This window comes from Mucilaginibacter sp., assembly GCF_025362475.1.
Taxonomy (GTDB): domain Bacteria; phylum Bacteroidota; class Bacteroidia; order Sphingobacteriales; family Sphingobacteriaceae; genus Mucilaginibacter.
On record NZ_JANYGH010000030.1, the window covers coordinates 37,489 to 47,569 of the forward strand.

The 10,081-nt window shown below is 42.0% G+C and carries 8 protein-coding genes; 3 read left to right on the forward strand and 5 right to left on the reverse strand.

What is annotated here, in order from left to right; all coding sequences use genetic code 11:
* Window positions 1-24: 24 nt before the first annotated feature.
* The 3 genes from Q0R88_RS11340 to Q0R88_RS11350 form a co-directional block, all read right to left on the reverse strand.
* The gene (locus tag Q0R88_RS11340; protein WP_295716145.1) at window positions 25-1,890 is read right to left on the reverse strand and encodes an alkaline phosphatase family protein; all 1,866 of its coding nucleotides are present in this window, start codon (window positions 1,888-1,890) and stop codon (window positions 25-27) included.
* Between the two features lie 65 nt (window positions 1,891-1,955).
* Complete coding sequence (locus tag Q0R88_RS11345; protein WP_295716147.1) at window positions 1,956-3,161, reverse strand: aminotransferase class V-fold PLP-dependent enzyme; 1,206 nt, start codon at window positions 3,159-3,161, stop codon at window positions 1,956-1,958.
* A gap of 199 nt (window positions 3,162-3,360) precedes the next feature.
* Window positions 3,361-3,819 carry a GNAT family N-acetyltransferase gene (locus Q0R88_RS11350; protein ID WP_295716149.1) on the reverse strand — a complete coding sequence of 153 codons (459 nt, stop codon included), beginning with the start codon at window positions 3,817-3,819 and terminating at the stop codon, window positions 3,361-3,363.
* A 94-nt stretch (window positions 3,820-3,913) separates the two neighbouring features.
* Here Q0R88_RS11350 and Q0R88_RS11355 point away from each other — a divergent pair, with 94 nt between their 5' ends.
* Window positions 3,914-5,356 carry a PLP-dependent aminotransferase family protein gene (locus Q0R88_RS11355; RefSeq protein WP_295716151.1) on the forward strand — a complete coding sequence of 481 codons (1,443 nt, stop codon included), beginning with the start codon at window positions 3,914-3,916 and terminating at the stop codon, window positions 5,354-5,356.
* A gap of 257 nt (window positions 5,357-5,613) precedes the next feature.
* A complete protein-coding gene (locus tag Q0R88_RS11360) occupies window positions 5,614-6,840 on the forward strand; it encodes an MFS transporter (RefSeq protein ID WP_295716153.1) in 1,227 nt (408 codons plus the stop codon).
* Between the two features lie 89 nt (window positions 6,841-6,929).
* Here Q0R88_RS11360 and Q0R88_RS11365 read toward each other — a convergent pair whose 3' ends face one another.
* Both Q0R88_RS11365 and hmpA read right to left on the reverse strand, forming a co-directional pair.
* Window positions 6,930-7,730: a hypothetical protein gene (locus Q0R88_RS11365; protein ID WP_295716155.1), complete on the reverse strand. Its 801-nt coding sequence runs from the start codon at window positions 7,728-7,730 to the stop codon at window positions 6,930-6,932.
* Between the two features lie 276 nt (window positions 7,731-8,006).
* The gene (gene hmpA, locus Q0R88_RS11370; protein ID WP_295716157.1) at window positions 8,007-9,218 is read right to left on the reverse strand and encodes an NO-inducible flavohemoprotein; all 1,212 of its coding nucleotides are present in this window, start codon (window positions 9,216-9,218) and stop codon (window positions 8,007-8,009) included.
* A gap of 136 nt (window positions 9,219-9,354) precedes the next feature.
* On the opposite strand from hmpA, the gene Q0R88_RS11375 reads away from it, so the two are divergent.
* Window positions 9,355-9,792 carry an Rrf2 family transcriptional regulator gene (locus Q0R88_RS11375; RefSeq protein ID WP_295716159.1) on the forward strand — a complete coding sequence of 146 codons (438 nt, stop codon included), beginning with the start codon at window positions 9,355-9,357 and terminating at the stop codon, window positions 9,790-9,792.
* The last annotated feature ends 289 nt before the right edge of the window (window positions 9,793-10,081 follow it).

Sequence of the window (10,081 nt, forward strand, 5' to 3'; positions counted from 1 at the left end):
TATTAATAAACCTTGCCTTTTAGCTTAATATGCCAGGTATTGTGTAAATATCTGCTGCATAAAAGCTTTTCCATAAAGCAGGGTTTTATCCGTATAGCTTTGCGGCATGTTTTTATTTTGGATAAAGCTTACGGTGTTACCGGCATTATCAAAAGTAACCGCTTGCTGAGGCAGCATAAAGCCCATGCCATTATCCCAATCAAAAAATGCGAAATCCTGGGTATATGGATTCAATAAGTTTTTTGACCATTTAAATTGTTGATGTGGCAGGTTCATTTGCGCCAGCAGAGTGGCGGCTATATCTGTTTGGTTACCCAGTTTATTAATTTTCATGCCCCTGTATTCTGGTTTTATGGCATCACCGAAAAACAATAGGGGGATGTGGTATTTCCTGGGTTCATAAGGTTCGGATATGTTTAGGGGCAGCCTGTGCCCATGATCTGCCACCAAAATAAAAACAGTGTTTTTGTACCAGCTGTGTTTTTTAGCTTCGTCAATATATTGTTTCAGGCTGGCATCGGTGTAGTAAGCCGTACTCCTGAATTTATTGCTCATGTCATCGCCCGGAAAATGAGGCGGCACCGGCAACTCAAATGGTTCATGATTACTTAATGTTTGCACATAGCTAAAAAATGGCTGTTGCTGTTGACTTAGGTAATTGATATTTCTTTTGAATAAAATATCATCATGAGCACCCCATTTGGAATTCATTTCTTTATCCTCAAAGTTTTCCTTTTCAACCAGGTGGGCAATTTTATGACTTAATAAATAGGCCTTAAAATTCATGAACTCACTTTCGCCACCATAAAAATAGGAGGTATTATAGCCCTGGTCGGCAAAAATATTGCTTAGGGTGGGCAGGCGTTCCTGTTTCTCGTTATCAATAATGATGGTTCTTGTAGCCTGCGATGGAAATGCGCTTAGAATAGCGATGATCCCTTTATCGGTTCTATCGCTGGCGGCATAAATACTATCAAATAAAACCCCCTGCTTTATAAAATCCTCAAAATTTGGCGCATCTCCCTTTTCTCCGCCCAATGATGCTATCAAATCGGCTGTAAAGCTTTCTAACTGAAAGATCACCACATTAGGGCGGTTGGTGGTAAGGATATGTATAGTGCTATCCTTTTTTACAGAGTACATACTATCAACCAAAGCCGAGGCTTTTTGTGCAGGCATAAACAGGTATGGATTACCCGGCGACTGCACGTTCTCCACTACATTTTGAATCAGGTTCCATTCGGTATTCAGGGCACATTGGTTAAGGATGGGCCTTGCAGAAAAATAGGCATTGCTCTGGCTTATTGGCGCCAGCTGTAAGCCGCCGCGAATAACCAGCAGGTTTAAGCCCAGCAGTAATACTACGATAAAAGGTTTAATTACGAATAGGGCTTTGGGCTTGGTAAATTTAAAGTCGATGATATATTTTGATAGCAAAACGCCGGTAACAAACAGCACAACCATGACAATAAAACTCAGGAAAATGGGCGAAGAGCTGGCTGCCGCGAAAGCCTCGGATGGGGCATTTAGAAAAACATCAAACGCCCTGAAGTTTACTTTTGTACCCCACTCGCGGAATATGTTGAGGTTAACAACCGTAATGAATGAGATGATAAACACACACAGGTAAACATAAAACCTTAACCATGTAGTTTTGATGTTATATTTTGTGAACCAATTGGCGCTAAAAACGAGCAGGGGGATTACACAGATATAAGCCGCGACAGAAGCATCCATACGGATGCCATATAAAAACGTTTGCCAGATTTCGTAAAAACCGGTGCCGCTTAGCTTGTTATGGAAATATATTTCAAATACTACGCGGGTTAGTATGGATAATATCATCCAAAAGAAAAAGAACCGGCAAAAACTAAAAAGACTTCTTAACATCGGGTTTCAAAAATAGTTATTTAAACCTGATGTTAAGATGCCTTTAATGTAGTGTGATATAAATATTAAACTATGCTGACATGCAATGCCTTAAGTGTATTACACATCACCTTTATCTCTGCTTCGGTATTATAATAATGTACCGATGCGCGTACATTACTGGTGAGGTGGTTTTTATCCATATAAATAAGCGTTGATATGGCTTTACCTACAGATACGTTGATGTGGTTTTGGGCCAGTTTGTTTTTTACTGAGGGGCTATCCATGCCGTTTACAGAAAAGGTTACAATACCACATTGCTGTTCGCCAAAATCATGAACAGTTATCCCATCAATAGCTGCCAGTTGCTGCCGCATCAAGTTAGCCAGGTATTGTACCCGCTGCCAGATCCTGTCGACTCCGATATTTAAGGCATATTCAACGGCTTTACCAAGACCCAGGGTAATTGCGCGATTTTTTTCATACAGTTCAAACCGGCGGGCATCATTTCTCGGCCTAAAATTATCAAGGCTTACCGAAGGCGCGCTAAAGCCATCCATAAACAGGAGTTGCAGTTTATCCTGCACCTCTTTGCGCACAAACAAAAAGCCAGTTCCCCGTGGTGCCCGCAGGTATTTGCGCCCGGTTACCGATAACATATCGCAGCCAATCTCTTTTACATCTACCGGTATTTGCCCTGCACTTTGGCAGGCATCAACCAGGTATAAAATGTGGTGTTTGCGGGCAACTTTACCAATCTCAACAATGGGGATCATTCCGCCCGCGGTTGAAGAAATATGGGTCATGGCAATCAATTTTGTGTTGGGCGATATAGCGGCTTCCAACGCGGGTAAAGAAAAATTACCCAGATCATCATTCGGGATTATTTTAAGAGTTACACCCCTCGTTTTTTGCACATTTAAAAAACCGATGAGGTTGGTTACATATTCCATTTCGCAGGTAATAATCTCATCGCCGGGTTTAAAGTCTATCCCGTTAAAAGCAATTCCCCATGCCGTACTGGCATTTTCAACAAGGGCAATTTCGTCCTTGCCGGCATTAATCAACCGGGCTACCAACTCATAGGTATTATTTAATTGGTCATCGTATTTATATTCGGTTTCGTAGCCGCCATTAATTGCTTCCTCATGCAGGTAATTAACAACGGTTTCAACCACCACATCAGGAGGTAAGGACGCACCCGCATTGTTAAAATGGATTTTTTGGGCTGTTCCCTCGGTTTCGGTTCTTAGTTGCTGTATTTCCTGTTCGCTTAATGGGGTAATTTCCATGGTGTTTTAGTTTGTTGGTGAGTGATATTCTGTTTTTCAACACATATTTAATGTCCCCTCAGGGTCTCCTTGAAAAGGGATCCTGAAGCCGCGTGCTATGTATAATCTATATACATTCGACCTGTATGGTGCCTCAGGGTCCTCCGTTGGAGAGACCCTGAGGGGACGGAATATTAGTTTATTGTGAATGTTATTTTTGCTAAAAATTAATCTCCATCATAATGTCCGCTCGGCCATAGGTGCCTGGGGTTACCGGTATTTCTGTAAAGCCCAGTTTGTGATAAATGTGTATGGCGTTTTTTAATACCCGGTTTGAAAACAATATCAGCTTTTGCACCCCCATTTCCCGGGCTTTATCAATACCTGCCTGGCATAAAAACTGACCAGCGCCACCACCATGATAAGTTTTATCAACGGCCATTTTGGTAAGCTCATAAACACCATCCTCAATAAAGCGAAGACCTACTGTACCTACAATGGTAGTGCCCAACGCTGCAAAATAGATTTTGCCTCCTTGTTTTAGCATGGCCTCATCAGGGTTTTCTAAAACCCATTTGTCCAGCGGTTCTACTACAAAAAATTCTTCGAGCCAGGCTTTGTTGAATTTTTCAAAGTAGGGCTGGTACGATGGCTGATAATCAATTAATTGAAGTTCCATTTTTTAATATGTTTTGATCATTACAAAGTAAAAGCATCTGGCTATAGTAAAACAGATTCAGTTTTATTAATTTTGACCATAACAGATTTTTAAAATGGAGAAATTGCCTGCAGCCGTTAATGATGATTTTTTATATGCGCAGATAGCCGCACGTATTGAAAAACAGATTAAACAAAACCTGCTAAAAACCGGCGACAAGCTGCCATCCGTAAGGGCGTTAAGCCTGGAGCAGGGCATCAGCATCAGCACATCATACAAAGCTTATGTTGAGCTGGAAAACATGGGTATGATAGAGGCCAGGCCAAAATCTGGCTATTATGTAAAGTTTTCGCCGGCAAGATCAACCAACGCGCCAGAAGTTAGGCCCCCCTTAAAAAAGATAGAGCAGGCCAGCGTTACCCAGATGATAGCGATGGTTTATCAAAACATGAGCGAAGAAAGTGTTGTGCGTTTATCGCGTTCATCGCCGCCGTTTAGCCTCATTCCGATGGCTAAGCTCAATAAATCCATGATGGAATCTATCCGCAAAAGTCCTACGGGTAATATCAATTATGAAAATCTGCAGGGTAATATCGGCTTACGTAACCAGGTTGCCAAAAACGCTTTTAACTGGGGCGGTAATATTACCGGCAATGATGTGGTAACTACCCAGGGCTGCCTGGAAGCCCTGATATTTTGCCTGCGGGCACTTACCAAACCGGGGGATACCGTTGCTATTGAAAGCCCCACCTTTTTTGGGATCTTTAATATCATGCTCAGCCTTGATTTGAAGGTGCTGGAGATTCCGGTTAACCCCGATACAGGAATTGATATTGATTACCTGGCCGAGGCAATGGATAAAGTGGATATTAAAGCCTGCCTGTTTGTAACCAATTTTAGTAATCCGGTGGGTAGCTGCATGCCCGATGACAGTAAGCAACAATTAGTCAAACTGATAACAAAAAGGCGCATCCCGTTGATAGAGGATGACATTTATGGCGAGATATATTTTGGAAAAAGCAGGCCGCGTACATGCAAAAGCTACGATACCGAAGGTTGGGTATTGTTATGCTCATCAGTTTCTAAATCAATTGCGCCGGGTTATCGGGTAGGGTGGTGCATACCGGGCAGGTTTAAAGACCAGGTTATCAATATAAAAATGATGCATACCATCAGTTCGGCTACGCCAACGCAGGCAGCCATTGGCCATTTTTTTGAAACGGGACGCTATGACCTGCATATGCGCAACCTGCGTAAGGCCTTGTACACCCAAAGTTTGCGTTATACCCAAGCCATTGTTATCTATTTTCCGGCAAATACCAAAATAAGCAGTCCGCAGGGAGGTTATGCCCTATGGGTTGAGCTTGATAAAAACATTGATGCTTTTGAGCTTTACCAGCTTGCCATAGCCCAAAACATCAGCATTGCTCCAGGGCAAATTTTTAGTACCGATGCAAGGTTCACCAATTTTATCCGCATCAGTTTTGGTTTAACTTTTAATGACGTGGTGGAGCGGAGCTTTAAGGTTTTAGGGGAGCTGATAAGGCAATTGGGATAAAATTATTTTTTTGTGGAGACGCAGATCTTTTTTATTCTAAAAACCCGTTGTCATTTCTCACTCGTACCTCGTTTCGAAATGACAACGTTATATATATAGTTCACACGGGAAATTTTCAACTGTCTTCAAAAGATCATAATAACGGTAAGTTTATAATCGCTTCCCTAAACCGGGTATCTTTGCGACTTGTTTAATAATTGACCGGAAAAAGAGTAATAAAACAGCCCTTTTTAGCCCGGTCAGCAAATTTAACCGATATGTTCTCAACGCTTTCTGTGCCAAAGCCCATTAAGGAGCGGCACCAGGGCATTGCCAATTTGTTGGCTTTTGCACTAATACCCCTTTCAGGTTTCGCAACGGATATTTACATACCATCGTTACCAACTATGGCTGCCGAAATGCATGTAAGCAGTATACAGGTACAGCTCACGCTATCGTTATTTTTAATAAGCTATGGCGTTACCCAACTATTCATCGGCAGTGTGCTTGATAGCTTTGGTCGGTACAATATCAGCCTGATATGCCTGTCTGTTTTTGCTTTGGCAAGTATTGTTATCGCCAACTCAGCTAATATTTATGTGATATACCTCATGCGGATATTGCATGGCATTACGGTTGGTGGCATAGTGGTATCTAAACGCGCTTATTTTATTGATCTTTTTTCGGGCGAAAAGTTGAAGCATTACCTTAGCCTGTTTTCTATCATATGGTCTACCGGGCCAATTGTAGCGCCTTTTTTAGGTGGATACCTGCAAACCGGTTACGGGTGGAAATCAAACTTCTACTTCCTGGCCCTGTTTGCTATTGTGCTTGCGGTTTTGGAGCTGATTTTCAGTGGCGAAACATTAAAAAATTTCTCGGCATTCCATATTAAAAAGATAGGTGGCATTTATCTAAGCATGATAAAAACCACCAGTTTTACCCTGGGACTTATTATGTTGGGACTTGCATACTGTATGGTAATGATATACAACATGACGGGGCCTTTTATTATTGAGCATACCCTGCATTTAACCCCTGTTGTTGCCGGTTACAGTTCACTGGTGCTGGGCATAGCCTGGCTAATAGGCGGTCTGATTGGTAAAGCGACTATCAACAAACCGTTTTTTAACCGCATGGTAGCTAATCTTAGCCTGCAGGTTATATTTGTAATTGTGATGATCATTAGCATGAGGTATATAGCCAATTTATATTCCATGATATTTTTCGCTTTTATTATCCACGTAGCCGCGGGCTTCACCTTCAATAATTTTTTCACCTATTGCTTAAGCCGTTTTCCTCAAAATGCAGGTATAGCAAGCGGACTTTCCGGTGGTATCAATTATGTTATCGTATCGTTTTTTAGTTATGGCATTGTTTCTCTGCTGCCTGCTAAAGATGAACACAATTTGGGCTATAGTTACTTTGTGCTTATCGCACTATCGGTTATTGTAATGCTGATTTTAAAAATGAAGAAGGAGTTGTTGAGCGAGGGAGTTAAGTAAAAATGTTGAACCGGGTAAGCTAAAAGCTGAAAACATGCAACCCACGGGTTACGCTGCGCTAACCCCGCGGGAGATTGAGGCCTGTTATCCTACTCAAATATCCTCAGATACCGCTCTACCGAAAAGGCCATAGCCCGCATCGCATCATTTAAAATATAACGCCCGAAAGCGCCATACATGGCCTGGTACACTACGCCGCTTATAGATTTTTGAATCTGTAATATATCCTTTTTTGGCAGTGGGATAAGGTTAGGATAACTGTACATAAACGAAACTGTTTTTAGATCAGGGCTTACCTGTATCACATCACCAACTAATAATAAACCGTCATTTTGCGGACTATACAAAACGCTTCCGCCGGGGAAATGTCCGCCGCAGCAAATCAGTTGGATGTTATCCCATAAAGTAATTTCGTCCCCTTGCCAGAGGTGGATAGGAGCGTCCCTTCGGGCAAGCCATTCTTCATCCAGTGCGTTCACATATATCGCAGCGTCACCAAAAGCCTTGCTCCACTCTACAATGGTCGAAAAATAATGCGGGTGCGATAGGGCGATAGCTTTGATACCACCCAGTTTGTTAACCTCCGCTATGGTTTCCTCATCAATATTGCTGATGCAATCCCATAAAATATTGCCGCCGGGTGTTATCAGCAAATGAGCCCGTTGGCCGATGCCAAAAGCGGGTTCAGTATAAATAGTGTATAGGTTTGGAGCTACCTGCTCTATAATGTTTTTATGCTGATGATTTAAATCGGCGAGCGTGGTCCAGCTTTGGCCTTTAGGGTTTACATACTGGCGGTCATCTTCGCATATTTTGCATTGCAATGGCGGGGTCGCCGTAGGGGCATATTGCACGCCGCAGGTAGTACAGATATGCGGGGTTAGTGGCATAGTAAACTTGTGAGTTGTTTAAAAATAGGTATTAGATGGTACCTCCCAATGACGTATTAAAAAACTTTTTGTCATCCTGAACGCAGTGAAGGATCTAATCGCAGACTGTACAGGGCGAAGAAGTATGGCGAATAACAGATCCTTCACTGCGTTCAGGATGACAAACTTATCTTAGGCATCAATAAATAAAGTTAAAACAGTTTAATATAAGCACCAAAAATAAAAACCGCCTCAGATTTAATTTGTGGCGGTTTTTACAGAGCAATAAAATGAAGCTTAATTTAGCTGTAAAATATTCGGGCCAAATTCTTCAAAAAAGATATTATCCGTATTTATCCCTGATTCTTTTAGGTCATTAAATTGTTTCTGAATAAAAAATGATGGGCCGCATATATAGTAACGGGTTTTGGGATGGTGTTGCAAATCGTCGATCTTGCTTATGTTTAAATGCCCGTCGTATATGTTTTCGGCAGTGTTTTCCGGCGATGTTACATCGTAAAAAACATGCTGATTGAAGTTGGCATGGTTTGTTGCCAGCTCATTAATATTTTGTTTAAAGGCATGTACAGATTCATTGCGACAACCATGAAGCCAGGTAATGGGTTGTTTGGTCCCCTTTTGAGCTAAGTGATCTACCATGCTCATAAAAGGAGTTATGCCAACACCGCCGCTAATAAACATGAGTGGTACATCTAAGTTATCGGGTAGGGTAAAATTGCCTGCCGGCGAAGTAAGCTCTACCTGTTTGCCTTCGGTAATGGCGTCATGCAGCTGGTTACTTATCATGCCGTTAATATCAATGCTTGCGCCTGTTTCCCGCTTAACAGAGATCCGGTAATAATCGTCATTGGGTGCGCTGGAGATGCTATATTGGCGTATTTGGGCCATGTTTAATTGCGGAAGAAAGAGTTTGATACTGATGTACTGCCCCGGTTTGTGATGAGGCACTTTTCCACCATCGGCGGGATATAAATAAAAAGAACATATTTCGGCCGATTCCATGGTCTTCTGCCCCACGTTGAATAAGCGCCAGCCTGTCCACCCATTTGGTTTTAAAACCTGGTCCATATATAAAGTTGCTTCATGGCCACTCATCAGCGCGGCCAGCTGGTTATAAGCTGTTTTCCAGGCGTCTAAAATTTCAGTTGTAGCGGCATCGCCTAAAACTTCGCCTATGGATGCCAGCAGGTGGTTGCCAACTATGGCATAATGCTCTGGGCGAATATCTAAACTGATATGTTTTTGGCCAATCCGGTCAACCACGGGTAATAGTACAGATGGATCGGCAATGTTTTCTGCATAAGCCAGTACTGCCATGGCCAGGGCGGTTTGTTGCTTACCTGTTTGCTGGTTTGCCATGTTAAACATGTTTTTTAATTCGGGATTGTGTTTAAACATCCTGCTATAAAAATGTGTGGTTAACAATACGCCATGTTCTTTCAAAATAGGGACTGTGGCAAGAATGAGTGCTTTTTGATCGTTTGTCATAATAATATATTAATATCCTTTTATCTTAATATGGATTACACGTTTAAGACATCCGGCTGTTCAACGGAACAAATCTACGGTTTAATTAATAAAAGACAAAAATATCTTTTATTAATTTGTTATCTTTGTTTTACAGATGGCAATTTTTTCAAAAACATGCGAGTATGCAATAAGAGCTGTGTTCTATATAGCTCTTAAAACAGTTGCCGGCGGCAGGGTAGGCATTAAGGATATTGCCACCGGTATCGATTCGCCCGAATTATACCTGGCTAAAATATTGCAGGATTTAAGCAGAAAAGGGCTCATTAGTTCAGTTAAAGGTCCTCATGGTGGGTTTTTTATTGAACCGCCCTCGTTAAGCAGGCCCTTAAGTGATATTGTAGAAGCGGTTGATGGCGACAGTTTATTTTATGGCTGTGGTTTGGGCCTTAAACAATGCTCTGAAGTGAACCCTTGCCCTTTACACAATGAGTTTAAAGATATCAGGGACAGGATACACAAATTACTAAATACAACCACCATAGGCGAGTTTAACAGCGAACTGATTGATGGCTTATTATCGTTGAAAAAATAGGGGGAATACTAGACCGTAGCTACTAAATCTATGCTTTAACGTCCCCTCAGGGTCTCCTTGTAAAGGGCCCCAGAGGGCGCTTGCTAAGTACAAAACTATGCAAATTTGATCTGCATGGTGCCTCAGGGTCCTCCTTTGGAGAGACCCTCAATGCTATTAAGTTAATGAGTTTCTCCCCCAGCGGGGGAATAGCTTTGTAGCAAAAAAGCAAAAATGAAGCTCCGTGCCAGAGGTACGGAACCTTAGGTAGCGTACCTCTGGCACGCAAAAGACAATTTATTTATGTTTT

What these genes read in the sequence shown, in the direction of transcription:
- Q0R88_RS11340 (WP_295716145.1), bottom strand. Translation starts at nt 1,890, where the DNA reads ATGTTAAGAAGTCTTTTTAGTTTTTGCCGGTTCTTTTTCTTTTGGATG.
- Q0R88_RS11345 (WP_295716147.1), bottom strand. Translation starts at nt 3,161, where the DNA reads ATGGAAATTACCCCATTAAGCGAACAGGAAATACAGCAACTAAGAACC.
- Q0R88_RS11350 (WP_295716149.1), bottom strand. Translation starts at nt 3,819, where the DNA reads ATGGAACTTCAATTAATTGATTATCAGCCATCGTACCAGCCCTACTTT.
- Q0R88_RS11375 (WP_295716159.1), top strand. Translation starts at nt 9,355, where the DNA reads ATGGCAATTTTTTCAAAAACATGCGAGTATGCAATAAGAGCTGTGTTC.
- hmpA (WP_295716157.1), bottom strand. Translation starts at nt 9,218, where the DNA reads ATGACAAACGATCAAAAAGCACTCATTCTTGCCACAGTCCCTATTTTG.
- Q0R88_RS11355 (WP_295716151.1), top strand. Translation starts at nt 3,914, where the DNA reads ATGGAGAAATTGCCTGCAGCCGTTAATGATGATTTTTTATATGCGCAG.
- Q0R88_RS11360 (WP_295716153.1), top strand. Translation starts at nt 5,614, where the DNA reads ATGTTCTCAACGCTTTCTGTGCCAAAGCCCATTAAGGAGCGGCACCAG.
- Q0R88_RS11365 (WP_295716155.1), bottom strand. Translation starts at nt 7,730, where the DNA reads ATGCCACTAACCCCGCATATCTGTACTACCTGCGGCGTGCAATATGCC.